Below are 25,523 nucleotides of genomic sequence, written 5' to 3' on the forward strand. Positions count from 1 at the left end.
CCACCATTCCCCCAATGGGGAGCCTCATTGACCGATGGCGATTCTGGTGGCGCCGGCCGGCAACGGTCTGGCAGTTGCGCGTCGAGCGCGAGCGCAGCGCGATCGGCCGCTTCAACGACGAAGTGCAGCGCAGACTGCAGACTGAAATGCCGGAGAAGGTCGTGCACGACATGCTGGTCGCGCTCGACGAACTGATGACCAACGTCGTCATGCATGCCGAGCAGGCTGCGGGGCCGATCGAGGTCGAGCTGCGCTACGACATGCGCGCGGTCCAGGCCAGGGTCAGCTACCTCGCCGTCGAGTTCGACCCGACGACTTGGCGTGCGCCGGCGGTCGGAGCGACAATCGCGGGCTCGCGCATCGGTGGTCTCGGCATCAAGCTTGTACGCACGTTGCTCGACGAATTCCGTTACGAATACGTCGATGGGCGCAATGTGCTGATTCTGGTCAAGCGGTGTTGAGAAGCACGCGGCTCCAGCCTCAGCTTTAGCCCCTCAGCCCTCGAAACCCGATATCGCTGCGATAGAACATGCCGTCGAAACGAATCCGTTCCGCCGCCGCATAGGCACGCCGCCGCGCCGCCTGCAGATCGTCGCCGCGCGCACAGACCGTCAACACGCGTCCGCCGGACGTTATGGTTTTCCCATTCTCTATTTTTGTACCGGAATGGAAGGTCTTTACGTCTGTGCCGAAATCCGTCGCGTGGCCGTCGATCGCATCGCCGCTGCGCACCGTGCCCGGATAGCCGTGTGCGGCGAGCACGACGCCGATCGCCGGGCGCGCATCCCAGCGCGTGCGCATCGTGTCCAGCTTGCCGTCGAGTGCGGCCTCGATCAATTCGACCAGGTCCGATTCGAGGCGCAACAGGATCGGCTGCGTTTCCGGATCGCCGAAGCGCACGTTGAACTCAATCACCTTGGGCGCGCCGTCGCGATCGATCATCAGGCCGGCATACAGAAAGCCGGTGAACGGCATGCCGTCGGCGACCATGCCGGCCAGCGTCGGTTCGATCACCTCGGCGAGAATGCGCCGCTCGACGGCGGGCGTGACCACGGGCGCGGGCGAGTACGCGCCCATGCCGCCGGTGTTCGGACCGGTGTCGCCGTCGCCGACGCGCTTGTGATCCTGACTCGTGGCCATCGGCAGCGCCTGCCTGCCGTCGGCGATCACGATGTAGCTGGCTTCCTCGCCGTCGAGAAATTCCTCGATCACGACGCGTGCGCCGGCCGCGCCCAGCGATTGCGCACCGAGCATCGCGTGCAGCGCCTGCTCCGCCTCGGCCAGCGTCGTGGCGACGACGACGCCCTTGCCGGCGGCCAAGCCATCGGCCTTGATCACGATGCGTTGGTCCGCATTGCCTGCCGCATGCGCGCGCACATGCGCCAACGCGGGTTCGAGTTCGGTGAACACCGCGTAGTGCGCGGTCGGAATGCGGTGGCGGGCGAGAAACGCCTTGGCGAACGCCTTCGAGCCTTCCAGCTGCGCCGCCTTGGCGCTTGGCCCGAAGCAGCGCAATCCCGCTGCGGCAAAGCAGTCGACCAGTCCCGCGACCAGCGGCGCCTCCGGACCGACCACGGTCAATGCAACATTTTCCACTTTTGCCAGATTCAGCAGGCCGTCGATGTCGGTCGCGGCGACCGTGGCATTGCGCACGCCAAGTTCCAGCGCCGTACCCGCGTTGCCCGACGCAACAATCACCTCGCTGACGCGCGGCGACTGCTTGAGCTTCCAGGCGAGTGCGTGCTCGCGACCGCCTGAACCGATAACCAGGATTTTCATGGATGTCGCGCCTTGGGCAACAGGGCTGAGGGCTGAGGGCTGAGAGAAAGAGCGGCGACGCTGTCACAGCATCGCTCTTGATCTTCAGCCCTCAGCCCTGGGCCCTCAGCCCTGATCTTCATACCTCAATGACGAAAATGCCGGATGCCGGTAAACACCATCGCGATATCATGCTCGTCCGCAGCCGCTATCACCTCGCTGTCGCGCATCGAACCACCCGGCTGGATCACCGCGCGAATGCCCACCGCGACGGCCGCATCGATACCGTCGCGGAACGGGAAAAACGCATCCGACGCCATCACGCTGTCGCGCACGACGAGTTTTGCCTCCTCGGCTTTGAGCGCGGCGATCCGCGCGCTGATCACACGGCTCATCTGACCGGCACCGATGCCGAGCGTGCGCTTATCCTTCGCGTAAACGATCGCATTGGATTTGACGAACTTGGCCACGCGCCAGGCGAACAGCAGGTCGTCGAGTTCGGCGCCGCCCGGCTCGCGCTTGCTGACAACCTTCAATTCCTCACGCGTCACCTCGCGCATATCGGCGGTTTGCATCAGCAGGCCCGAGCCGACGCGCTTGACATCGATATTGTTGCGCCCATCGCCATGCGGAATTTTCAGCACGCGCACGTTCGCTTTTTTCGCGCACGCCGCAAGCGCATCGCCGGCGAAGTCCGGCGCGATCAGCACTTCGACGAACTGGCGTTCGAGTATGCTTTTTGCTGTGGTCGCATCGAGCGCCCGGTTGAAGGCGATGATGCCGCCGAAGGCCGATGTCGGGTCGGTCGCGTAAGCGGCCTCGTAAGCCGCGTGGATATCGGCGGCGACCGCCACGCCGCAGGGATTGGCGTGTTTGACGATTACGCAGGCCGCGCTGTCGCCGAACTGGCGCACGCATTCCCAGGCGGCGTCGGCATCGGCAAGATTGTTGTACGACAGTTCCTTGCCCTGCAATTGCGTGAATGTCGCCAGCGTACCCGGCACGGGCCACAGGTCGCGATAGAACGCGGCCTGCTGATGCGGGTTTTCGCCGTAGCGTAGATCCATCACCTTGATGAAGTTGCTGTTCTGCTGCGCGGGGAACGCGGCGTGGGTGCCGTCGGCCTGGACGGACGACAGATAATTGCTGATACATGCAGCGTATTGCGCGACGCGATTGAACGCGGCGACGGCCAGCGCGAAACGCGTTGCCGCCGACAAGGCGCCTGCATGCGCTTCAAACTCGGCGAGTGCGGCTGCGTATTGCGCCGGATCGGTCAGCACCGCGACGCGCGCATAATTCTTTGCCGCCGAACGCAGCATCGCCGGGCCGCCGATATCGATATTCTCGATCGCTTCGCTCAACGTATGCCGCGCATCCGCGATGACTTTCTCAAACGGATACAGATTGATCACCAGTAGATCGATCGGCGCGATGTCATGTTGGGCCATCACCGCTGCATCGACGCCCGCGCGGCCGAGCAGGCCGCCGTGGATTTTCGGATGCAAAGTCTTGACGCGGCCGTCCATGATTTCCGGAAAGCCGGTGATCTGGCTCACCTCGGTCACATCGAGACCCGCGTCGCGCAACGCCTTCGCCGTGCCGCCGGTGGAAATCAGCTCGGCGCCGCGCGCGCGCAAGGCGCGCGCCAGCTCGATCAAACCGGTCTTGTCGGAGACGCTGAGCAGCGCGCGCCGGATCGGTACGAGGGATGGATCGGACATGGAAATTCCCGCGGATGCAGGCCGGAATTATATCGGCTTGGTGCGAAGTGAGGCGTCGCTTGCAAAAAATTGAGAAGTGCGGCCAAGGACGGCCGCTTTTTGACTCTCGCGATCAGGGATGATCGCAAAGCTGCGGATGCGCGGCGAGCTTCTTGCGCAAGGTCGCTCGATTGATGCCGAGCGCGACTGCGGCCTTGCTCTGGTTGCCGCCCGCCCAGTGCAGCACTTCGCGCAACAGCGGCGCTTCGACTTCCTGCAGCACCAGATCGTACAGGCCTTCTGGCGTCTCGCCGTTCATGTCGTGCAGATAGCGGCGTACCGCCCGCGCGACGCACTCGCGCACCGCGGGCTGCATGGCAGATTCGGATGATTCGATGGCGCGCGCGGCGAGTGCGGCGTTCATGATGCGGACGACCCCTTGGATATTGCTTCCCTGTGAGCCCGCGGCTCTGGCAACGACAAAGCGGCCTTGTAGTCTAGCGCTGCGCGCCGCGCTTGATAAGTATTTTTTTTGCATGATTCGACAATGCAACGCACGCCGGCGGAAATTGCACGCGCGGCATCGACGCTTGGCACGAAAACTGCCGATCAGCGCGTGACTGTGATGCAGGCGTAGGCGTTGTCCAACGCTCAGAGGAATTTGAATTCGAACGCCACCGCGTTCTTGCCCGGGTCGGCGACTTCGAACACCAGGGCGGTGGTCGCACCCGGTGGCAGACCGCCGGCGATCGTGCGCGTGTCGCCGACATATTCGGTCGGCACGAAACGGCGCATCGCAATGCGCCGTTCGTCCACATCGGCCAGGGTGATCTCGACGACCGGAAACGCCTGCGTAACGCGGGCGTCGTTGCGCAGCATCGCCGAGATGATCAGCGCGTTGGGTACCGACGGATGCTGGCGCACGTCGCGCGAAAGCAACGACAGCGCTTCGGTATCGTGCGCCAGCGGCAGGGTGCAGCCGAGACCGGCGCAGACGCGTTCCAGCCACGGCCGCACGGATGCGCTGCGCAGCAGTTCGTGGCGCTCGGCGTAAGCGATCTGCGCGAGCAGCAGGGTGACCAGTGCGGCGATCGCGGTCAGCCACGGCCAGGTTCGCGATCCCGGTGCGATCTTGCGCGCGCGCGCAAATTCCGGCGCGGGCACTGCGCGCGGCGCAAGCGCCATTACGGACGCGTCATCGCCCAGCAAATCGCCTTGCATCTGCGGACGCAATATCGGCGTTGACAGCAGCGGCAGCTCGGCGCTGGCGGACTGTACGGCGAGTTGCTCCGTGGCTTCGTGCGGCTGGTGTCCGGTCAAGGTGCGCAGCGCGTCGAACACGGCCGTGCAGTGACCGCAGGCCACGCTGCCGCGCCCGTGCGCGAGCACCTGCGGCGAGATCTTGTAGATCGTCAGACACTCGGGGCATTGGGTGTACATGCGGCAATTGTACTTAAGAGCGAGGGCTGAGGGCTGAGGGCCGAGGATCAACAGCGGTGTCTCTGCAGCATCGCGCCTTGCTCCTGGCCCTCAGCCCTCAGCCCTTCTTTTTCCCGTGACGCGCACCCAACCGTCGCGCACGGCAACTCGCAGATCGTCAAACCATTGCGCGTAGCATGCAAGCAGTTCGGTTTCCTGGCCTTGCAGGATGCCCGATAGCGCAAGCGAGCCGCCGCCGCGCACGCACCCGGCGAATAGCGCGGCGAGATCGGCAAGTGGGCCGGCCAGAATATTCGCAATCAGGATGTCTTCCTGCATCGGCGGAAAGTGCTCGGGAAGATACAAATCCACTTTTTCGCTTACGCCGTTGCGCTCGGCATTGACCCGGCTCGCGTCGAGCGCCTGCGCGTCGTTGTCCACGCCGATCGCACGCGCGGCGCCCAGCTTCAACGCGGCGATCGCGAGCACACCCGAGCCGCAGCCGAAGTCGATTACCGTCTGGCGGGCGAATGCAGCCTTGTCGAAGCGGGAAATCGCGTCGAGCCATTCAAGACAAAGTGCCGTTGTCGGATGCGTGCCGGTGCCGAACGCGAGACCGGGATCGAGGCGCACGATGATCTTGTCTGTGTCGCCGACATCATCCGCCTGCCCCCAGCCCTTGCCCTCCCCCGCTGGCGCAGAGGAGGGAGAGTGATCGTCGCGCGCGACCGCATCATTTGATGGCGTCCATGCGCTGCTCGGATAGATCCACAGACGTTCGCCGAAGCGCATCGGCCGGAACTGATCCATCCAGACCCGCGTCCAGTCCTGATCCTCGACTTCGCGGAAGGCGATACGCTCAGGCGCGAGTTCGGGCACGAAATCGTGCAGCGCATGCACGAGGCCAGCGCGGTCGGCGTCGCTCGCGAACAGCGCCTGCACGACGATCTCGTTCCACAGCGGCAGTTCGCCGACGCCGGGCTCGAAGATCGCACGCTCGTCGGGCGTGTCCGCATCGGCATCGCGCAAGGTGATCGACAGCGCACCCAAGTCTTCGAGCGCGGATTCGACGAGCGCCTGCTGTCCGGCGTGCAGGGTCAGCGAGAGTTCTAGCCAGGACATGATGGGAGATGGGAAGACGGGGAGACGGGGAGACGGATAGACGGGAAGACGGGAAGACGGGAAGACGGGAAGACGGGAAGACGGGAAGACGGGAAGACGGGAAGACGGGAAGACGGGAAGACGAAAGACGGGAGGTCAAGTCAGAAGGGCCGGGCTGCGTAATGGGCATGCGAACTGAAGAATAGCCTGCGTCTCCGTCTGCTCGTCTGTCCGTCTCCCCGTCTGCCCGTTTCTTAAGCCAGCCCGATTGCCTTGTCCTTCGTCTCGGCGATGCGCTTTTCCAGATAATGAATATTCTGCCCGCCAAGATGGAAGCCGCCGTCGGCGAGGATGCGCTGCTGCAGCGGGATATTCGTCTTCACGCCGTCGATCACCAGTTCGCCGAGCGCGATGCGCATGCGCGCGATCGCGGTGTCGCGGTCGCGGCCGTGCACGATGAGTTTGCCGATCATCGAATCGTAGTTCGGCGGAATGCGGTAGCCGTCGTAGATATGCGTGTCCACGCGCACGCCGGGACCGCCCGCCGCGAGAAAACGTTTGACCGTACCGGGCGAGGGCATGAACGTGTCCGGATCCTCGGCATTGATGCGGCATTCGATCGCATGTCCCGAGATCTTCACGTCCTCCTGGCGGATCGAAAGCTTTTCGCCGCCGGCGATCAGCAGCTGCTCGCGCACCAGATCGACGCCGGTGATCATCTCGGTCACCGGATGTTCGACCTGGATGCGCGTATTCATTTCGATGAAGTAGAACTTGCCGTTCTCGTAGAGGAACTCGAACGTGCCCGCGCCGCGATAGCCGATGCGCAGGCAAGCCTCGACGCACACGGCGCCGATCTGTGCGCGCTGTTCGTCGGTGATGCCTGGAGCGGGCGCTTCCTCGACGACTTTCTGATGGCGGCGCTGCATCGAGCAATCGCGTTCGCCCAGATGGATCGCGCTGCCTTGGCCGTCGGCCAGCACCTGGATTTCCACGTGGCGCGGATTTTCTAGGTACTTCTCCATGTACACCTGATCGTTGTTGAACGCGGCCTTGGCTTCGGAGCGGGTCATCGTCACCGCGTTGGCCAGATGCGCCTCGGTGTGCACCACGCGCATGCCGCGCCCACCACCGCCGCCGGAGGCTTTGATGATGACGGGGTAGCCGATCTCGCGTGCAATGCGGCCGTTCTCGACCGGATCGTCGCGCAAGGGACCGCCCGAACCCGGCACGCAGGGCACGCCCGCGGCTTTCATCGCCTTGATCGCCTCGACCTTGTCGCCCATCAGGCGAATCACGCTCGGGGTCGGGCCGATGAAGATGAAACCGGATTGCTCGACACGCTCGGCGAAATCCGCGTTCTCCGAGAGAAAGCCGTAACCGGGATGAATCGCCTGCGCGTCGGTGACCTCGGCCGCAGCGATGATCGCCGGCGTCGACAGATAACTTTCCGCCGCCGCCGCCGGGCCGATGCACACCGATTCATCGGCCATGCCGACATGCTTGAGGTTGCGGTCGACGGTGGAGTGCACGGCGACGGTCTTGATGCCGAGCGTGTGGCAAGCACGCAGCACGCGCAATGCGATTTCGCCGCGGTTGGCGATGACGACTTTATCGAGCATCGGCACGCAGCGTCAGCCGATCACGAACAGCGGTTCGTCGAACTCGACCGGTTGACCGCTGGTGGCGAGCACGGCGACGATGGTGCCGGCGACGTCGGCTTCGATCTGGTTGAACATCTTCATCGCTTCGATGATGCCGAGCGTATCGCCGACCTTGACGCTCTGACCCACTTTCACGAACGGCGGATTTTCCGGAGTCGAGGAGGCGTAGAACGTGCCCACCATCGGTGAGCGCAGAACATGCCCCGGGGGCTGCTCCTTGCCGGCTGCGGGCGCGGGCGCGCTGGTCAACGCAGCGGCGTGCGCCGCGTGCGCCGGAACCTGGACATGCGTCGTCGGCGCAGGCGCAGCAGCAGGGCTGGCCAGACCTTTCGGGATACGGCTCAAGCGCACCGATTCCTCGCCTTCCTTGATTTCAAGCTCGGCGAGATTGGATTCTTCGAGGATATCGATCAGTTTTTTTATTTTGCGCAAGTCCATAACTTTCCTTCGCCCGGCAAGTCGCCGGATCGCAATGCAAAATCGGTATCAGCGCGTGCGCTGCTTGGCTTTGGAGCGCACGGCACTTGCGCCGCGACCGAGGCGTTCGATCGCCGCGGTCAGCGCAAGGCGATAGCTGGCCGGGCCGAACCCCGCAATCACGCCGACCGCGATATCGGAAAGATACGAATGACGGCGGAACGGTTCGCGTGCATGCACGTTCGACAGGTGCAGTTCGATGAACGAAATCTTGACCGCAGCCAGCGCGTCGCGCAGCGCGATGCTGGTGTGCGTGAACGCACCGGGATTGATCAGGATGAAGGCCGTACCGTCGTCGCGCGCCTTGTGGACGCGATCGATCAGCGCATGTTCGGCGTTGGACTGGAATCCACTCAGCTCGTGCCCGGCGGCTATTGCGAGCTTGACCAGCTCCGCTTCGATGCCGGGCAGAGTCGCCGTGCCGTAGATCTCCGGCTCGCGCGTGCCGAGCAGGTTCAGATTCGGGCCATGCAGGACAAGGATTTTCGCCACGGAACGAAGGCCAAGCGGGCATCAAGCCCGGTCAAGGCGCGGAAGTTTGCGCGTGCAGCGTGGCTTTGTCCAGCCCGGCGCTATCTGGAGAGTTATTTGCACAATCGCCGGAGTTGGCCGATGTTTGCCAGAATCCGCTACAAATACGGCTCAAGCCAGCGCGCCAGACTGCTTTGGCTGAAATTGCCGGCGCGTTGGGCGAGCAGTTTGCCGTCGCGGCCGATCAGCACGCTGTAAGGCAGCACGCTGCGCGTGTCGCCGAAGCGCAGCGACGCATCGTCGTCTTCATTGCTGATCAGGATCGGGTAGTGCACCGGGCTGTCCTTGAGAAAATCCTGCACGGCGCGGGTGTCGTCGATCGCGATGCCGACGACTTCGAGGTCCTTGCCGGCCAGTTTCGCGCGCGTCGCGTCGAGCAGGGGCATCTCCTCGCGGCAGGGACCGCACCAGCTCGCCCAGAAATTCACCAGCACGAGTTTGCCGTCAAATTCACTCAGGTGCCGCGGTTTGCCGCTGACGTCGGTGAGTTCGAGATCGAGGCGCGTGTCGCCGAGCTTGAGCACCTCGACGCCGGGTGGCACGGGTACGGCGAAGTTGTCCATGCGGCTCGAGGCGAGAAGACCGAGCATGGCGCCGACGATGGCGACCAGCACGATCAGAAGGTTGCTGCGGGTGAACATGAGGCTAGTTTAGGCCTCAAGGCTTTGCTGTCAAAAAAGTGGCCAAACACCGCTATTTTTCCAACGCGCAGCCGGGCTATGCGCGCACGGCAAACTTCCTCGACCAATTTCGCGCGTTAACGTGATCCTTTTTGAATCGTCCGCGACACCAGTACCTGGCGCACGGCTGCCACAAAGCCGGGGTCGACGTCGCCAATTTTATCCGTGCGCGCAACCATGCGCCCGTCGGCATCGAGCAGCACCAGGGCGGTGGAGTGATTGATGTCGTGGTTGGCGAGCACGCGATATTGAATGTCGAGCACCGCCGCCAGTTTGCGCACATTTGCTGGGTCCGTGCGGGCGAGGGTCCAACTGGAGGAATCAAGCTTGCGTTCGGCATACACCTGCTTTAATCGCGCAGGCGTATCGCGCTCCGGATCCAGGCTGACGAGCAATACCTGAGGCGGCGAGCTGTTGGTTGACCTCAACGCGCGCTGGGTCTTCTTCAACGTCTCGATGATTAGCGGGCATGCGTACTGGCAAGACGTGTAGAACATGCTCACGAGTTGCGGGCCGCCGCGGCGATCACCGAGCCGGAATTCGCGGCCATCCTGATCCACCAGTGTGACCGGCAATCGATAGATCGATTCGCCAGGCAGTTCGGCCGCCCTCGCCGATATCGCGGCTGGCAGGATCAACAGCAGTGCAGGCAGCAACCCACGCGCACATTTGAACAATGGGTTCACTATGCTTCCTCAGTCGGCGGGCTTGGCACAGCGGAAGCCCAGATTGATGGTCGTGTCGGCGGCCTTGAGCGAGCTGAGCATTGCTACCCGCATCAGGACCGCGTAGTTGTCCCGATCACGCAGATTCAAGGCACCCGCACCACAGAATTTGAGCCGGTCCGGATCGTTCTGATCGCGACTGTCGCTGGCCACCATAAGGGCGTTGAAGTCGTCGACCCATTCCCAGACCAGGCCGTGCAGATCGCGGACGCCGTAGACATTCGCTGCGCCGCCGATATTCCCCAGGGCGCCGTTGGACGGCCGCGCGTACCACGACAGAATGGATTCGCGCCAGGCCGGATCGTTGCGTGCGTCGGCGCGTGTCGCATCGGCGGCTGCGGCAAACTCCCATTCGCTCCACGTCGGCAGGCGCGCGCTCTCACTCTCGCAGAATGCCTGGGCGGCGAACCAACTCACCTGGGTGACCGGCTGGCTGGGTGGCGCGTTTGCGCCCGGCGTATCGGCGGATTGCCACTGCGAAAGATAACGCGGCTCGGCAAAAACGCGTGCGATCCCGTCGCGGCGCCAATCGGGATGTGTCGTTGTGAAGGCAAGAAACTCCGCATTGGTCACCGGTTCGCGACGCAAGCGGAACGGCGCGACGACGACATCCGCGTCCTTGGCGTCGGCCGGCAGCACACTGGCGAACGAACCACCGGGCAGCGCGACGTAGTCGGCTGCGAACGCCGATGCGGCGGCCGCGGCGAAGGCATGCGCGATGAGAAAACGCAACATGTATCTACTGCCGCAAGTTCAATGTTCTGCAGGCGTGGGCGATGGAACTGGCGCGGCGCGCGCTTTGCTTACCTCATCTGTCGACACGCGACCACCGGGGTTGCCCCAACTATTGAGTACGAAAGTGATGATGTTGGCAATCTCGTCATCGTTGAGCTGGGCCATCGGCGGCATGACCGAGTTGTATTCCTTGTCGTTGACAACGATTTTGCCGGTGAGTCCGTGCAGCAGGATCTGGATCGCCCGTTTCGGGTCCGCGGCGATAACGCTGGACTTGGCCAGTGGCGGAAATACTCCAGGCAGACCCTCGCCGGTGGTCTGATGACAGACCGAGCAGGTGCCGGTGAACAATTGCTGGCCAGCCTTGATCTGGTCTTCCTTGCTCAGATTGCCGGCGGTGGCGGCGTTCGTTGCGTGCGTCACCGCGGCCAGATTCGCCTCCGAGCGATCGCCCAGATACACCGAGTCGATTTCCTTGCCGGAATAGATCGTCTTTTTTTCCGGCCCATCGACTTTCAGGATCGCCAATGCGCCTTTGTTGAAGGCGCGGAAGATCGAGTGGTCGACCATGACATAGCTGCCCGGTACTTCGGTATGGAATTGCACGATCGCAGCCCCGCCCGCGGGAATCAGGGTGGTCTGCACATTTTCCTGCGGATGCGTGCCGCCTTCCTGCTGCACGCGGTCGAAGATTTCTCCGATGATATGGAAACTCGATACCAGATTTGGTCCGCCGTTGCCGACGTAGATACGCACGATCTCTCCGACCTTGGCGGCCAGTGCCTTGTCGCCTGTCAATGCGCCTTCGGCGCCGTTGAACAGTACGTAGGTCGGACGCTCGTCGATCGCTTTTTCCATGTCGAACGGTTGCAGACCCTTCTCGCGGTATTTCCCCGTCGTGTAAAAATCGCCCTGCATCACGTAGTACTCGCGATCGACTTGCGGCAGTCCCGCCGGTGGTTCGACGAGCATCAGTCCATACATGCCATTTGCGATGTGCATGCCGACCGGCGCGGTTGCGCAGTGGTAGACGTAGATGCCCTCATTCAGGGCCTTGAAGGTGAACTGCGACTCATGGCCCGGCGCGGTGAAGCTCGATGCCGCGCCGCCTCCGGGACCCGTGACGCCATGCATATCGATGTTATGCGGCATCTTGTTGTGCGGGTTGTTTCTGAGGTGCACCTCCACCGTGTCGCCTTGGCGCACGCGGATGAATTTTCCGGGCACCGTACCTCCGAACGTCCAGAATGTATACGTAACGCCTTCGGAGATCGGCAGTTCCTTCTCGATCACTTCCAGTTCCATGATGACCTTGGCCGGATAGTTGCGATGGGTTGGTGGCGGTACGTTCGGTGGGCTCGTCAGCACCGCGTGGATCGTTTCGCCGCGTGGGCGGCCGAAGTCGCCATGGACGTAATTGTTTTTCTCCATGGAGGCCGCCGATGTGCCGGCAGCGCTCGCATTGGGACAATCCATGCTTGCCAACACGAGGACGGTTAGCGCAAGCAGCAGTCGGTTCATGGCACTTCCTCGAGCGGCTTGATTCGATGACAGAGCAATGATTCTCGAATAATCAAATGACGCTCGCAATGATCCAGATCAAGAACTTGAGCATCGCGAACCAGCCTTGCCAGTGGCGACACCTAGCCCGGCTGCCTGTCAATACGCGGCGTGAGGTAGATCCAGAGCGAGCGCAGTACCCACGGGGTGAACGCGATCAGCCAGCCGAAGGCGGCAATGACCTGCCACAACGCCATGTTGGTCGCGACCTCGGAGTAAATGCGCGTCAGCGCGACGAGTTGCAGCAACGCGAACGTCAACCATGGGATGGCGCCCATCTGCAGCGGTCGGCCGGAGTGGCCCTGGGTCACGCGCGTGACCATTGCCACGAGCATCGAGCCGAAGAAACCGATCGTGAGCGCATGCACCGGCGCGCGGCCGAGGACGAATTCGCCGCTGAAATGCAGAATCAAACTTTGCACCGCGAACAGTGCGAATGCGACCGGCAGCCACGCGAACGCGAGGTACAAGGCCGCCAGCAGGCCCGGCCGCATGCATTTCCACGGCTGCCAAGCCAGCCAGTGGCGCAGGAACAGCAGGGCCAGCGACGTATCGGTGAGCCACAGCCAATCCAGGTTGTGCGTCAATTCCAGAACCAGATGGCCGAGCAGCAGCGCCCACAGCAGGGGCAGGCTCCAACTGGGTTTGAACGGGCGATAGCCCGCGCCGAGGACGCTTGCGCTGAAAAAAGGAATCATGCGATGGCCGACGGTGAAGTAGACCGGCAAGAGCAGCCCGAACGTGCCGAGCTTGATCGCAACGGTCGCCAGTTGCGGCGGCGCGCCGAGCACGAAGGCGAGAAACGCGGCGAGGCCGCAGACGCCAAGCAACAACGCGACATAGCACGACAATGCATGCCGATCCTTCGCGCCATTGCGCAGCAGTATTCCGCCGAGTGCGGTCAATGCGTAAATCCAGCCGGCGCACATCATTGCAAGCCCGACGATCAGCAGCGGTTTCAAATCGAGCAGGCCGATATGTGCCAGCAGATAGCCACCGAACATGCCGGCGAACACGGGGACATAATGACGTTTCGTCAACGCCGGCTGACCCATCCAGCGCGGAAACACGGTGAGCAGAAATCCAAAAATAAACAACGGCAACATGCCGTACTGGGTCAGCACCGCGTGCGCCCAGCCCGCCGGCACCGGTGCAGCGGGAAACGCGTGGCCGAAATAGCCGGCGCCGAGAAAGCATGCCCACCACAACATCGATAGCAAGACGGCCGATGCGCCGGCGAAGAACATCATGCGGTGCGGCGCAGCCGCGAGGATTTTCGGCAAATCCGCCAAACCCGGCTTGTCTGCGATTCGCGGTGCCGGAATCACATACTCAGCCACTAACCGGCGCCCCCTCTGCATCGGCACCGCCTCGCGGTCCCCGCAACAATACGAACCCGCACATAATCCACTCCCAGCCTTCGGATGGTCGGATGGTAGCGGAGGTGAGCGGTTTGCGCCCTGACCCAGGTCAAGTGAGCAGCAGCGCTTACCGCCGCGAAATGTTGCGCGCGAGTCGGCGCAGCGCAGACAAGTCGAGGAGTTCCACCTCGCGGCCCGTGATCAGCACCAGTTGCCGATCCTGAAAGCGGCGCAACACGCGGCTGACGGTTTCAGCCGCGAAACGCAGGTAATTTGCGATGTCGACGCGGGTCATTGTCAGGTGGAAACGCCGGTCGGAGAAACCGCGTGCGGCATAGCGGTCGGCGAGATCAAGCAGAAAGGCTGCCAGACGTTCGTCCGCCGAATGATCGCCAGCCAATTGCGTGGCTTTGCCGATATCCGCGCTGAGCAGCCTGAACAATTGTTGTTGAACGCGCGGAACCTTCGCTGCGAGGATAGCCAGCGCCGGAAACGAAAAACGGCAGACATAGGTCGATTCGATTGCGATCGCATCGCAGGGATATATTTCCGGATGTATCGCGTTCAGACCGATTACCTCACCCGGCAGGTGAAATCCGAGCACTTGCTCACGTCCTGCGTCATCGACGAGGCGCGTCTGCACCGTTCCGCCGCGCACGGCGTAAATCGCCGCGAACCGATCTCCGGTGCGGAAAATCGCCTCGCCAGTGCGGAATGGCCCGACATGCTCCACCAGCATGTGCAACTCGCGCAATGCATGCTTGTCGACCCCCTCCGGCAGACACACCGGGGCGAACGCGCAAGTGGAGCAGAAATGCAAATCGTCACCGTCGTCGGCGATCGGGTTTGCAGACGGCAGCTTGCCGAAAAACACGGGCTCGTTCATCGTCTTGCTCCGCCCGACGCGGAGCGGCGGGTTTGTCTTGATGCGAAGATCAACCGCGATTGCCGAACTCCTGAACTATTTCACGGCCGTGGCAATGCGGCGCAGGAATTTGTCCGCATCTTCCTGGCCGGTCAGACGCAGCGCGCGTCTTTCGCTGCCATCCGTGCCGAAGAACAGGGTATCCGGCGGCGCGACGATGTTGTAGTGCTGCATCAGCGCCTGATCGACATCGTCGTTGGCAGTCACGTCCGCCTGCAGCAGGACGAAATCGGCGAGGGCGTGGTGCACCTCGGTTTTGGAAAAAGTGTACTTCTCCATTTCCTTGCACGACACGCACCAGTCGGCGTAGAAGTCGAACATCGCCGGCTTGTTCGCGGCTTTTGCCGCCGCGACCTCGCGCTCGACATCGGCGATCGATTTGACCCGGCGAAAAGGCAGCGCCGGAGCCTGCGCGCCGGCCGTCGTCCCCACGCCGGCGCCGAAGCCGCGCAGCGGCTGCAGTACATCGTTCGATCCCGCAACCGTGCCGATCAGTTCGGCCGCGCCGAGAATCAGCAGCAGGACGCCGAGCGCCTTCGCCAGCTTGCGCCAGCCGCTCGATCCGTCGGGCAGTCGCTCCAGCGCACCCAGATACACCGCACTGGCGACGGCGAGCGCGCCGACCATCAGCATGATCCAGACGCTGTCGAGGATACGCGAGAGCATCCAGATCGCGAGCCCGAGAAAGGTCACGCCGAACACGGCCTTGACAGCATCCATCCAGGCGCCGGCGCGCGGCAGGAAGCGGCCGGCCGAGGCGCCGAACACAACCAGCGGCGCACCCATGCCGAGCGCGAGCGTGAACAGTGCGAAGCCGCCGAGCAGTGCATCGTGTTTCTGAGCGATATAGAGCACCGCGACGGCGAGCGGCGGTGTCACGCAAGGCCCGACAATCAAGGCCGACAGCGCGCCCATCACCGCAACGCCGGTCAGCGATCCGCTCGCCTGCTTGTTGCTTACGCCGGCGAGTTTGTTCTGCCAGGAACTGGGCAATTGCAGTTCATAGAAGCCGAACATCGACAGCGCGAGCAGCACGAACAGCCCGGCGAAACACCACAGCACCCATGGCGTCTGAAAGGCGGCCTGCAGATTCTTGCCGGCCAGCCCCGCAACGACGCCGGCGAGGGTGAAAATCACCGCGCTCGCGAGCACATAGACGAGCGAAAGCACGATTGCGCGCCGGGTAGAGAGGTTTTCGCCCGCGCCGGCGATGATGCCGGAAAGAATCGGAATCATCGGAAACACGCAGGGCGTAAACGCAAGACCGACGCCGGCGAGGAAGAACACGGTGAAGGTGAACCACAACGAGCCGTTGAGCGCGCGCGCGAACTGGCTGTCGTCGGATTCGGATGCGGCGCTCGCGGTGGTGGTCGTCGCGGCAGTATTCGATGTTGCGCCCACGCTCGGCGCGGCGTTCGCCGTACCGCTGTCGATCGTGCCGCCCGCTGGCAGCGCCACATCGAGCGCGCGCGTCGTCAACGGATAGCACACGCTGCCCTCGAGGCAGCCCTGGAAATGTGCGGTGAGGCTCAGCGTTTGCGCCGCCGTGTTTTTGCGCATGACCGGAATCGGAATTTCGACCTGATCGAAATACACTGTCGTGGCGCCGAAATTTTCGTCCTTGTGCAGCGTGCCGGGCGGCCAGCGCGGCGTGCCGAGCGTCGCATCGGTCGCGCTGAACCGGGTCTTGTCGCGATACAGGTAATAACCCTTCGGCATCGTGAAGCGCGCGAGGATTTCGTTCGGGCCCGTCGCGATCGCCTCGTACACAAAGGCCTTTTCGACGGGCAGCGGCTCGGAATTGCCTGCGGCCGCGATCGAGGTCGAAGCACCCCCAGCGAGTGCCTGCGCGACGGGATTGTCATCGGTTTTCGCCGTCGCTGCCGCGCCACCCAGCGCAACGGTCAGTTTCGTCGTATGCGGCGGGAAACAGATCTTCGGATCGACCTCATGGCAGCCCTGAAAGCGCACGGCGAGATTGATCTGCGCAAGATCGGCCGGTGCCGTCAATGCCTGCGTCGAGGAGAAATCCTTGTGGTAGACCTCGACATCGCCCAGATACTCGTCGTGCTTCTTTTCGCCTGCGGGCAGATCGTGCGCGGCGAGGGTGACACCGGCATCGGTCGTCGTCACCTTGATGCGGTCACGATACAGGTAGTAGTGCTCGGCGAGCTTCCAGTCGAGCCGGATGGTGCTGCGATCCACGGCCTGGGCTTCGACGACGAAGGCCTTGTCTACCGCGAGCAGATCATCCGCTTCGGCAGCGTGGGCGACGTTGCAGGCAAAGCCGGCAGCCAGGGCGAGCGCGATGGTGGAGAAAAATTTCATGGATGAATTGTCGCAGAGTTGGGTGGGACCGTGGCATCAAGACCGGCGCTGGCCGCGTTTGCTTACCGGCACAGCGTTGTTGATTCGCAAAGCGCGATCATTGGTTCAATCCGGCGTCGGTCGCGTTTCCGCTACTACCCAGGCCAGATAACGGTCGAGCCCCGTCGTGATATCGAGCGCGATCACCTCGGGCAACTCGTAGGGATGCAGCTCGACGATGCGCTCGCGCAGCGCATCGAAGCGCTCGCACGTCGTCTTGATCAGCAGCAGTTGCTCGCTATCTCGGCAGACCTTGCCTTGCCAGCGATAGGTCGATGCCACGCCGGGCAAACGATTCACGCACGCAGCCAGACGCTCTTCGACCAAGGCCGTGGCGATTCGTTCACCAACAGTGTCGTCGGGGCAGGTGCACAGTACGATCAGGACGGTCACGACGTTCTCGCTCGTGCAATCGCCCAAGCGTAGTTGGCTGTAGCGATCTTGCGCAATGCTGCGGTGAGTCCAGGAGTGATCTGTCTTGAAAGCCGGGTTGGCGCGCCCATCTAGAACGCAGTCGGCGCTGCCCTTTGCATTGGGTTTGTTTCGTCGCTAAACTTGGCACTCAGCATACCGGAGTGCTAACAATCCGGATAATTACCTATTTTTCAATCACTTGAGGATTCGCTATGAAGCTTCGTCCCTTACATGATCGCGTGATCATCAAGCGCCTGGAGGCCGAAACCAAGTCGGCCGGCGGCATCGTCATCCCCGACACCGCAACCGAAAAGCCGATCAAGGGCGAAGTCGTCGCCGTCGGCGCCGGCAAGATTCTCGAGAACGGCAACGTACGCGCGCTGGCAGTCAAGGCCGGCGACAAGGTGCTGTTCGGCAAGTATTCCGGCACCGAGGTCAAGGTCGATGGCGAGGAATTGCTCGTCATGCGCGAAGAGGACCTCGTCGCGATTATCGACGGCTAATTGAACAAACCATACGGGCGTCATACCGGCGAAGCGCTTCTCAACAGCGAAGCGGGTCAAGCCGGAATCCATCTTGGTCTTCGGCTCTCAAAGTCAAAATGGATCCCGGCCTTCGCCGGGATGACGATCAAAAAGCAAAACACAGAATTCGAGGAATCAAGATCATGGCAGCTAAAGAGATTCGTTTTTCCGAAGACGCGCGCGCACGCATGTTGCGTGGCGTGAATGTGCTGGCGAACGCCGTCAAGGCGACGCTGGGTCCGAAAGGCCGCAATGTCGTGCTCGAAAAGAGCTTCGGCGCGCCGACGATCACCAAGGACGGCGTGTCCGTCGCCAAGGAGATCGAACTGGCCGACAAGTTTGAGAACATGGGCGCGCAGATGGTCAAGGAAGTCGCTTCCAAGACCTCCGACGTCGCCGGCGACGGCACCACCACCGCCACGGTCCTCGCGCAGGCGCTGATCCGAGAAGGCATGAAGGCCGTTGCGGCCGGCATGAACCCGATGGATCTGAAGCGCGGCATCGACAAGGCCGTGATCGGCGCGGTGGCCGAGCTGAAGAACCTGTCCAAGCCGTCGGCCGACAACAAGTCGATCGCCCAGGTCGGCACGATCTCCGCCAATGGCGACGCCAACATCGGCGACATCATTGCCGAAGCGATGAACAAGGTCGGCAAGGAAGGCGTGATCACGGTCGAGGAAGGTTCGGGTCTGGACAACGAGCTCGATGTCGTCGAAGGCATGCAGTTCGACCGCGGCTATCTGTCGCCGTACTTCATCAACAACCAGCAGAGCCAGCAGGTCGAACTCGAAGACCCGTACATCCTGCTGCACGACAAGAAAATCTCCAACGTACGCGAGTTGCTGCCTGTACTCGAAGCCGTGGCCAAGGCTGGCAAGCCATTGCTCCTCGTCGCCGAGGAAGTCGAAGGCGAAGCGCTGGCGACCCTCGTCGTCAACACGATCCGCGGCATCGTCAAAGTGTGCGCGGTCAAGGCGCCGGGCTTCGGCGATCGGCGCAAGGCGATGCTCGAAGACATGGCGATTCTCACCGGCGGTCAGGTGATTTCCGAGGAAGTCGGTCTGTCGCTCGAGAAGGCCACGATCAAGGATCTGGGCCGTGCGAAGAAGATCGTCATCACCAAGGAAAATTCGACCATCATCGACGGCGCCGGCGAATCGAAGAACATCGAATCGCGCATCGCCCAGGTCAAGGCGCAGATCGAGGAAACCTCGTCCGACTACGACCGCGAGAAACTGCAGGAACGCGTGGCCAAGCTGGCCGGCGGCGTTGCGGTGATCAAGGTCGGCGCATCGACCGAGATCGAGATGAAGGAAAAGAAGGCGCGCGTCGAAGACGCCCTGCACGCCACGCGTGCGGCGGTGGAAGAAGGCGTGGTCCCGGGCGGCGGTGTTGCGCTCGTGCGCGCGCTTGAGGCGATCAAGAAGCTCAAGGGCGACAACGAAGACCAGAACCACGGCATCCTGATCGCCAAGCGCGCGATGGAAGCGCCGCTGCGCGAAATCGTCGCCAACGCGGGCGAAGAGCCCAGCGTGGTGTTGAACAAGGTTGCCGCTGGCAAGGGCAATTATGGCTACAACGCGCAGACCGGTGAGTACGGCGACATGGTCGAGCTCGGCATTCTGGATCCGACCAAGGTCACGCGTACCGCGCTGCAGAACGCCGCGTCGATCGCCGGCCTGATGATCACGACCGAAGCGATGGTTGCCGAAGCGCCGAAGAAAGATGACGGCCACAACCACGGCGGCGGCGGCGGTGGCATGGGCGGCATGGGCGGCGGTATGGATTTTTGATCGATCTTCTGATCGATCAACCTGGGTTTCGCGGCCGCCGCTCAACCCAGGCTACGCGAAGGCGGAGGCCGCCCCGGCCTCTGCCGAGTGAGATCAAAAAAAGCCCCGCTTCGGCGGGGCTTTTTTGTGGCATACGCCGATGAATTGCTGCGGCGCGACGTGCGAATATCCGGTGGTTGTAATTTAATGCGCGCCACACAGCCCTAGGGCTTGTGGGGGAGGGTAGCCCGTCGCGAGCAATCGCGACGGGTTTTTTAATTGGAAAGTGGGTAAGTTTTTGTAAACGGCCAGCGGTGAACCACACGGTTCGCGGCGTACTCCGGTGTGCGCTCCGCTTCCCGAGCTCAGCAACCTCATCAAACTTCAACAGGGAACTATCGATATGCTTCTACGAAAGGTCGCAAAAATTTCGTCTTGTGTCGGTCTCGTCGCGCTCGGTGCGCTGGCGGTCAACTGGAACACTACGCCTGCCGCGCCAGCACACGGAGTCTCCCCGCAGATCCTGATCGGTCCGCAGGCGGTGCCGATGGCCGCGGGCTCCCCGGCCTACGGTCTGTTTCAGTGCAACGTCGGCTTGTTCGAGCCGGACGAGGCTTGCTACGACCCCTATCAGATGCGTCACGCGTATGGCGTCGACAATCTGATCAGCGCCGGTTATGACGGCACCGGGCAGACAATCGTGATCATCGACGCATTTCGCTATGCGGCGCTGACCACCCAGGTCGATTATTTTTCGAATTTCTACGGTTTGCCTCCCAGCTCTGCGTTCCTAACCCAGTACACGCCGGACGGCGTGCCGCCGCAGAATAGCGGCTGGGCGGGCGAGATCACGCTCGATGTCGAATGGGCGCACGCCATCGCGCCGGGCGCCAAGGTCGCGCTGGTGCTGGCGAAGTCCAGTTCCGATAACGACATCCTCAGCGCAATTCAGTATGCGGTGGACAACAATCTCGGCGATGTGATCTCGATGAGCTTCGGCGAGAACGAGGGCTGCCTCGACCCCGCTACGGTAACCGCCTGGCACAACGTGTTCGCGCAGGCGACGCAGAAGGGCATGACCCTGTTCGCCTCGTCGGGCGATCAAGGCGCCTCGCAGCAAACCTGTGACGGCAATTCCTGGACGCTGGCACCTTCGCACCCGGCGAGCGATCCGCTGGTTTCGGGCGTCGGTGGCACGGAGTTGCACGCGGCTCACTACTGCCTTGCATCGTTGGGTTGCAATCCAGCCACCAGCCCCGCCGCTGGAACCTATTCGGATGAAATTGCCTGGAACGAGCTGCTGTGTGCCGATGCCGCCTGCGATCTGGTCGAGAGCGAATCGACTGGCGGTGGTTTCAGCGTCGTATTCGATGCGCCGCCGTTTCAGAAGAGCCAAGTGAAGAAGACCAAGGGGCGCGCAGTTCCCGATGTGGCCTATAACGCCGCCATCTACCACGGTGTGCTCACGCGCTTTCAGGGCCAGTGGAATCTGTTCGGCGGCACCAGCGCCGGATCGCCGCAGTGGGCCGCGATCACGGCCATTGCCGATCAGGTCGCGGGTCATCGCCTAGGTTATCTGAACAAGGCCTTCTATCAGATCGGGCAAACCCCGCCGAACTACGCGCCGTCGTTCCACGACATCACCAGCGGCAACAATTCGGTGCTCGAAGTCGATGCGTCCAACACCGACGTTGAAGTGGACGGCTATGCCGCCGGCTTGGGCTGGGATGCAACCACGGGCCTGGGTTCGCCCAAGGTCGATGGCATCGTCGGTCGCCTGATCGCGCTCACCTCGCCGGGCGACGGCGTGTCGGCGATCGCGACCTCCCAGCCGCACGGTAACGGCAAGAAGGGATTTGCCGGTACCAAGCAGGCCCACTAAGTCGATAGTCAGTAGTTCATCGCAACACCTGAACCCCGCCTCGCGCGGGGTTCATTTTTTTCCGGAACGTGCATTTCTATCAACCGCTGCGCGTTACCGTATCGAACCCGGTTGAAAGCGGAAAGATTCCTTTATCCCGCGGTTTCGTCGTTAAATGCGGCATGCCTGCATCGTCCGCCCTTACTGGATTCGACTCAGCCCGCTACGCGCGTCTGATCGAGCGCTGCCGCGAAGCGGGTGTCGCCTTGCACGACGACGCGGGTGTCGCCGAGCACGTGCAGCGCGTGCTGCTTGCCAGCGATTTCGCTTGGGACAGTTTCCAGCGCGAGCCCGAGCTTCTGGCTCCCGCAGGGCTGGTCCTGATGGCCAATCCGCAGCATGCCGATGCCCGCGCACTCGTGCTTGGATTCAACGCCGACGAAGGCGCGGCATTGCGCGCGCTGCGCGTCTATCGCCGGCGCGAAGCGGTGCGTCTGATCTGGCGCGACGTCAACGGTCTCGACACAGTCGAGCAGACGCTCGCCGGTTCGACCGCACTGGCCGAATCCTGTCTCGTCGCCGCGCTGGATTTCGGCGAACGACTGCTGGTGCAGCGCTTCGGCACCCCGCGCGCGCCGGAGGGCGCCGCCCAGCGCTTGGTCGTGCTTGGCATGGGCAAGCTCGGTGGCGCGGATCTCAATTTTTCCTCGGATATCGACTTGATTTTCGCCTATCCGGAAAATGGTGCGAGCGACGGCGCGCGTTCACTCGCCAATGAAACGTTTTTTGCGCGCCTCGGCCAGTTGCTGGTCAAGCTGCTCGCCGAGATCACCGCCGACGGTTATGTCTACCGCGTCGACCTGCGCCTGCGGCCATTTGGCAGCGCCGGGCGCGTGGCGTTGTCGTTCGCGGCAATGGAGCAGTACTACCAGCGCGAGGGCCGCGACTGGGAGCGCTATGCCTTGATCAAGGCGCGCCCGGTTGCCGGCGATCTCGTGGCCGGCAAACGCCTGATCGAAGCGCTGCGTCCGTTTGTCTACCGGCGCTATCTCGATTACACCGCGTTTGCCGGACTGCGCGAGATGAAGACGCTGATCGATGCCGAAGTCGCACGCAAGGATCTGGCGCAGAATTTGAAACTCGGCGCCGGCGGCATCCGCGAAATCGAATTCATCGTGCAGTTGCTGCAACTGATTCGCGGCGGCCGCGAGCCGTCGTTGCGTGCGCTCGGCCTGTTGCCTTCGCTGGCCGCGTGCGAACAATTGGGCGTGATCGGCGCGGCGAATGCGAAGCGCCTGCGCGCGGCCTACCGTCTGCTGCGCCGCGTGGAAAATCGTCTGCAGATGTTGCGCGACGAACAGACGCACGAATTACCCGATGATGCCTTGTCGCGCGCGCGCCTCGCGGCGACCCTGGACTATGCCGACACGTCGGCGCTGGAAGCCGGCATCGCGCACGCGCGTGACGAGGTCAGCGCGATTTTCGCCGAGGTCATGGCGCCGCTGCAGTCGGCCGATCGCGGCGATACGCGCGCGGCCGTCGAGTATTGTCAGCGCGTCGCCGCGGGCGGTGGCGATGCGCAAACGCTCGGTGCGTTGGGTTATACCGACGTGGCGGGTTTGCACGCCAAGGTTGTGGGCCTGCTCGGCAGCGCCGGTGTGCGCGCGATGTCGGCACGCGGCCGCGCGCGCCTCGATGCGCTGCTGCCCGCGTTGCTCGACGAAGCCGCGCGCAGCGCGGCGCCGGATCTGTGCCTGGATCGCCTGCTGCGCCTGATCCACAGTGTCGTGCGGCGCTCGGCCTACCTGGCCTTGCTCGAGGAGCAGCCCGCCGCACGCGCGCGCTTGGTCGCACTGTTCGCCGACAGCGCCCTGCTCGCCGAGCGCGTGATCGCGCATCCGCTGCTGCTCGACGATCTGCTCGATGCGCGCCTGGATACCGACGCCCCCGATCGCGCGGCCCTGCTCGCGCAGACGCGGCGGCGGCTGGCCAACGCGCCTGCGGACGATGCCGAAGCGCACCTGGTGGTGTTGCAGGAGGAGAAGAATAGCGTCGCGTTCCGTGTCGGCCTGGCCTATCGCAGCGGCCATCTCGATGCGACGACGACGGCGCGCGGCCTCAGCGTCTGCGCCGACTTCATCGTCGCGGCAATCCTCACGCTCGCAGCGCGCGACGCGCAGCGCCAGCACGGCAAGCTCGCCGGCGATGCGGCCGATGCCGGTCTGGCGGTGATCGGTTACGGCAGCCTCGGCGGTGCCGAACTCGGCTTCGCTTCCGACCTCGATCTGGTATTTGTATACAATGAGGCATACACCCAGCACGAGAGCGACGGCGCACGCCCGCTCGACGGCATGCGCTACTACGCGCGCATCGCGCAGCGCGTGGTGCACTGGCTCGGTGCGCAGACCCAGGCCGGGCGCTTGTACGAGGTCGACGTGCGCCTGCGTCCCGACGGCGGCAAGGGTCTGCTCGTGGTCAGCATGAAGGCGTTCGCCGAGTATCAGCGCGCGCGCGCCTGGGTGTGGGAGCAGCAGGCGCTGGTGCGCGCGCGGCCGATCGCCGGCGATGCGGCCACGCTGGCGCGCTTCAACGCGCTGCGCGCCGCCACACTGGCACAGCCACGCGCCGCGTCGGAGGTGTTCGAACAGGTTGGCGCAATGCGCGCGCGCTGGCGCGCCGAGCGCGACCGCTCAACCGCGCTGCTGCTGGATTTGAAGCAGGGCCAGGGCGCGCTGCTGGATATCGAGTTCCTGCTGCAGGCGCTGGTGCTGATCCATGCGCATGCGCATCCGGGTCTGCTCGCCAGCGGCAACAGCGTGAGCCTGATCGCGGCAGCGCGGCGCGCCGGCGTGCTCGACGCGCCTCAGGCACGCAACTTGGTCGATGCACACGCGCTGCTGCTCGCGCGCGGGCTCGCCTGCACACTCGACGCGCGCCCACGCCTGGTCGAGCGCGATGCGCAGCTGCTGCAGCACACGCAAGCGGTACTCGATGTCGCCGCGTCGCTCGGCCTCAATCTGGCGGATCCAGCGCGACGCTGACGTCAGGCCGCGTCGCCTCGATGCGGTGCCAGACCTTGCTCGCGACCGCGGCGATCTCGCGCAGCGGCGGTACCTGATGCAATGTGGACCGATTCATATCGACATCGGCCACATGTATATCGTGCAGCCAGCCCTGATCGACGAGCTCGGCGTGGAACGCCGCGAGTTTGGCCGGTGCGGCCGGCGGCAGCGAAGTGAACACCGGTACGCCGGTCGCGCAGGCTTCGCTGAGCATGTTCACCGAATCGGGCGTGACCACGATGCGGTCGGCGACGGCGAGATAGCCGGCATACGGGTTGGTGCCATCCTCGCTGCCGTCCCAGACGCAGGTACAGCCGTTGCGGAACGCCGCGCGCAGACGCGTACGCCATGCCTGCGGCGTGCGCCGCGACGCGGTGATCAGGAGACTGCCGCCATCGCGTTCGCGCTGACGCTCGATCTCGCCGATCAGCGCATTGAACCAGGCGTCATCGAGCGCGAGGCCGCGGCGTGGTCCGCCGACCAGCAGCGCGGTGCGCGGTCGCGGCAACTGGCACAGGGTGGCGAATTGTTCCGCGGCGCGATCGAGCCAGGCGTCGTCGATCGGATTGAGCGCGCCGAGCGTCTGGATCACGTTTGCCGCTTGCAGTCCATCGTGGCGCGGCGCGACGACCAGATCGAAGTGACCCGGGTCGATGCGCGGATCGAGAATCTGCACGGTGTACGTGGCGCCGCCGCTCCAGCGGCGCAGTGCGCGCGTGACCAGCGCCGCATGACGGCCGCAACCGATCGCGAGTGCCGGCCAAGGCTGAGTCAGCGTACGCCGTTGCCGGCCGGACAGCGCCAGTTGCGCGCCTGCGGCGAGACTTGGCGCAAACCAGCGCCATGGCGGGCGCAAGCGGATTCGATGCACCGCCGGCGTCAGA

The 25,523-nt window shown here is 63.5% G+C and carries 22 protein-coding genes; 5 read left to right on the plus strand and 17 right to left on the minus strand.

What is annotated here, in order from left to right:
* Positions 1 to 14: 14 nt before the first annotated feature.
* Complete coding sequence (locus VIE67_RS05715) at positions 15 to 461, plus strand: ATP-binding protein (RefSeq protein ID WP_332024156.1); 447 nt, start codon at positions 15 to 17, stop codon at positions 459 to 461.
* A gap of 25 nt (positions 462 to 486) precedes the next feature.
* On the opposite strand, the gene purD is transcribed toward VIE67_RS05715, so the two are convergent.
* The 16 genes from purD to cutA all read right to left on the minus strand — a co-directional run bounded on the left by purD (position 487) and on the right by cutA (position 17,399).
* A complete protein-coding gene (gene purD, locus VIE67_RS05720) occupies positions 487 to 1,779 on the minus strand; it encodes a phosphoribosylamine--glycine ligase (RefSeq protein ID WP_332024157.1) in 1,293 nt (430 codons plus the stop codon).
* Between the two features lie 125 nt (positions 1,780 to 1,904).
* Entirely contained in the window at positions 1,905 to 3,482 is a 1,578-nt protein-coding gene (gene purH / locus VIE67_RS05725; protein ID WP_332024159.1) for a bifunctional phosphoribosylaminoimidazolecarboxamide formyltransferase/IMP cyclohydrolase, read from the minus strand.
* Positions 3,483 to 3,594: 112 nt separating this feature from the next.
* Positions 3,595 to 3,885, minus strand: a complete 291-nt coding sequence (locus VIE67_RS05730; RefSeq protein WP_332024161.1) for a helix-turn-helix domain-containing protein — start codon at positions 3,883 to 3,885, stop codon at positions 3,595 to 3,597.
* A 227-nt stretch (positions 3,886 to 4,112) separates the two neighbouring features.
* Complete coding sequence (locus VIE67_RS05735) at positions 4,113 to 4,901, minus strand: zinc-ribbon and DUF3426 domain-containing protein (RefSeq protein WP_332024163.1); 789 nt, start codon at positions 4,899 to 4,901, stop codon at positions 4,113 to 4,115.
* A 90-nt stretch (positions 4,902 to 4,991) separates the two neighbouring features.
* On the minus strand, positions 4,992 to 6,002 hold the full coding sequence (locus tag VIE67_RS05740; RefSeq protein ID WP_332024165.1) for a ribosomal protein L11 methyltransferase: 1,011 nt from the start codon (positions 6,000 to 6,002) through the stop codon (positions 4,992 to 4,994).
* A gap of 233 nt (positions 6,003 to 6,235) precedes the next feature.
* Complete coding sequence (accC, locus tag VIE67_RS05745) at positions 6,236 to 7,603, minus strand: acetyl-CoA carboxylase biotin carboxylase subunit (RefSeq protein ID WP_332024167.1); 1,368 nt, start codon at positions 7,601 to 7,603, stop codon at positions 6,236 to 6,238.
* A gap of 12 nt (positions 7,604 to 7,615) precedes the next feature.
* Positions 7,616 to 8,083, minus strand: coding sequence for an acetyl-CoA carboxylase biotin carboxyl carrier protein (gene accB, locus VIE67_RS05750; RefSeq protein ID WP_332024169.1), 468 nt, complete (start codon positions 8,081 to 8,083; stop codon positions 7,616 to 7,618).
* A gap of 48 nt (positions 8,084 to 8,131) precedes the next feature.
* On the minus strand, positions 8,132 to 8,614 hold the full coding sequence (aroQ, locus tag VIE67_RS05755) for a type II 3-dehydroquinate dehydratase (protein WP_332024171.1): 483 nt from the start codon (positions 8,612 to 8,614) through the stop codon (positions 8,132 to 8,134).
* 137 nt (positions 8,615 to 8,751) lie between these two features.
* A complete protein-coding gene (locus VIE67_RS05760; RefSeq protein ID WP_332024173.1) occupies positions 8,752 to 9,294 on the minus strand; it encodes a TlpA family protein disulfide reductase in 543 nt (180 codons plus the stop codon).
* A 116-nt stretch (positions 9,295 to 9,410) separates the two neighbouring features.
* The gene (locus VIE67_RS05765) at positions 9,411 to 10,019 is read right to left on the minus strand and encodes an SCO family protein (protein ID WP_332024175.1); all 609 of its coding nucleotides are present in this window, start codon (positions 10,017 to 10,019) and stop codon (positions 9,411 to 9,413) included.
* A gap of 9 nt (positions 10,020 to 10,028) precedes the next feature.
* The gene (locus VIE67_RS05770) at positions 10,029 to 10,793 is read right to left on the minus strand and encodes a formylglycine-generating enzyme family protein (RefSeq protein WP_332024177.1); all 765 of its coding nucleotides are present in this window, start codon (positions 10,791 to 10,793) and stop codon (positions 10,029 to 10,031) included.
* Between the two features lie 18 nt (positions 10,794 to 10,811).
* Complete coding sequence (nirK, locus tag VIE67_RS05775) at positions 10,812 to 12,314, minus strand: copper-containing nitrite reductase (RefSeq protein ID WP_332024179.1); 1,503 nt, start codon at positions 12,312 to 12,314, stop codon at positions 10,812 to 10,814.
* A gap of 122 nt (positions 12,315 to 12,436) precedes the next feature.
* Positions 12,437 to 13,693 (minus strand): NnrS family protein, encoded by a 1,257-nt coding sequence (locus tag VIE67_RS05780; protein WP_414707295.1) that lies wholly within the window; start codon positions 13,691 to 13,693, stop codon positions 12,437 to 12,439.
* A gap of 148 nt (positions 13,694 to 13,841) precedes the next feature.
* Positions 13,842 to 14,600 (minus strand): helix-turn-helix domain-containing protein, encoded by a 759-nt coding sequence (locus tag VIE67_RS05785; RefSeq protein WP_332024180.1) that lies wholly within the window; start codon positions 14,598 to 14,600, stop codon positions 13,842 to 13,844.
* A 75-nt stretch (positions 14,601 to 14,675) separates the two neighbouring features.
* Positions 14,676 to 16,967: a protein-disulfide reductase DsbD gene (locus VIE67_RS05790; protein ID WP_332024182.1), complete on the minus strand. Its 2,292-nt coding sequence runs from the start codon at positions 16,965 to 16,967 to the stop codon at positions 14,676 to 14,678.
* 105 nt (positions 16,968 to 17,072) lie between these two features.
* Positions 17,073 to 17,399 carry a divalent-cation tolerance protein CutA gene (gene cutA, locus VIE67_RS05795; RefSeq protein ID WP_332024184.1) on the minus strand — a complete coding sequence of 109 codons (327 nt, stop codon included), beginning with the start codon at positions 17,397 to 17,399 and terminating at the stop codon, positions 17,073 to 17,075.
* A gap of 233 nt (positions 17,400 to 17,632) precedes the next feature.
* On the opposite strand from cutA, the gene groES reads away from it, so the two are divergent.
* From groES to glnE, 4 genes are all read left to right on the plus strand, one after another.
* Positions 17,633 to 17,923 (plus strand): co-chaperone GroES, encoded by a 291-nt coding sequence (gene groES, locus VIE67_RS05800; RefSeq protein ID WP_332024186.1) that lies wholly within the window; start codon positions 17,633 to 17,635, stop codon positions 17,921 to 17,923.
* Between the two features lie 164 nt (positions 17,924 to 18,087).
* Positions 18,088 to 19,737 (plus strand): chaperonin GroEL, encoded by a 1,650-nt coding sequence (groL, locus tag VIE67_RS05805; protein ID WP_332024188.1) that lies wholly within the window; start codon positions 18,088 to 18,090, stop codon positions 19,735 to 19,737.
* A 382-nt stretch (positions 19,738 to 20,119) separates the two neighbouring features.
* Positions 20,120 to 21,598 carry a S53 family peptidase gene (locus VIE67_RS05810; protein ID WP_332024190.1) on the plus strand — a complete coding sequence of 493 codons (1,479 nt, stop codon included), beginning with the start codon at positions 20,120 to 20,122 and terminating at the stop codon, positions 21,596 to 21,598.
* 161 nt (positions 21,599 to 21,759) lie between these two features.
* Positions 21,760 to 24,618, plus strand: a complete 2,859-nt coding sequence (gene glnE / locus VIE67_RS05815; RefSeq protein ID WP_332024192.1) for a bifunctional [glutamate--ammonia ligase]-adenylyl-L-tyrosine phosphorylase/[glutamate--ammonia-ligase] adenylyltransferase — start codon at positions 21,760 to 21,762, stop codon at positions 24,616 to 24,618.
* Here the strand turns inward: glnE and VIE67_RS05820 are convergent.
* On the minus strand, positions 24,590 to 25,523 hold a 934-nt coding region (locus tag VIE67_RS05820), incomplete at its 5' end, for a mitochondrial fission ELM1 family protein (protein ID WP_332024194.1). The two genes, glnE and VIE67_RS05820, sit on opposite strands and share 29 nt — an antisense overlap.

It is taken from the genome of Rudaea sp. (assembly GCF_036560865.1).
Lineage (GTDB): Bacteria > Pseudomonadota > Gammaproteobacteria > Xanthomonadales > Rhodanobacteraceae > Rudaea.